Source organism: Clostridium sardiniense, from assembly GCF_019753795.1.
In the GTDB taxonomy this organism is placed as follows: Bacteria; Bacillota; Clostridia; order Clostridiales; family Clostridiaceae; genus Clostridium; species Clostridium sardiniense.
In genome coordinates, this window is record NZ_JAIKTU010000066.1 from 1 (window position 1) to 300 (window position 300).

Here is a 300-nt window from a genome sequence, read left to right on the forward strand (position 1 = left end):
TAATATCGCGGGATGGAGCAGTTGGTAGCTCGTCGGGCTCATAACCCGAAGGTCGTAGGTTCAAGTCCTGCTCCCGCAACCACAAAGCGTGGCGGAATAGCTCAGCTGGCTAGAGCATTCGGTTCATACCCGAAGTGTCGTAGGTTCAAGTCCTATTTCCGCTACCAATTGCCTGCCGAAGTGGCGGAACTGGCAGACGCACAGGACTTAAAATCCTGCGGTGGTTAAACACCGTACCGGTTCGATTCCGGTCTTCGGCACCAAAGATCTAAGATTCTTCTTAGATCTTTTTTGCTATAT

3 tRNA genes are annotated in these 300 nt (G+C 51.0%); all 3 read left to right on the forward strand.

The features are described from left to right. Nucleotides 1-6 precede the first annotated feature (6 nt). The 3 genes from K5V21_RS19225 to K5V21_RS19235 all read left to right on the forward strand — a co-directional run bounded on the left by K5V21_RS19225 (nucleotide 7) and on the right by K5V21_RS19235 (nucleotide 263). A tRNA-Met gene (locus tag K5V21_RS19225) sits at nucleotides 7-82 on the forward strand. Between the two features lie 8 nt (nucleotides 83-90). Further along, a tRNA-Met gene (locus tag K5V21_RS19230) sits at nucleotides 91-167 on the forward strand. Nucleotides 168-174: 7 nt separating this feature from the next. Continuing rightward, nucleotides 175-263: transfer RNA gene (locus K5V21_RS19235), tRNA-Leu, on the forward strand. The last annotated feature ends 37 nt before the right edge of the window (nucleotides 264-300 follow it).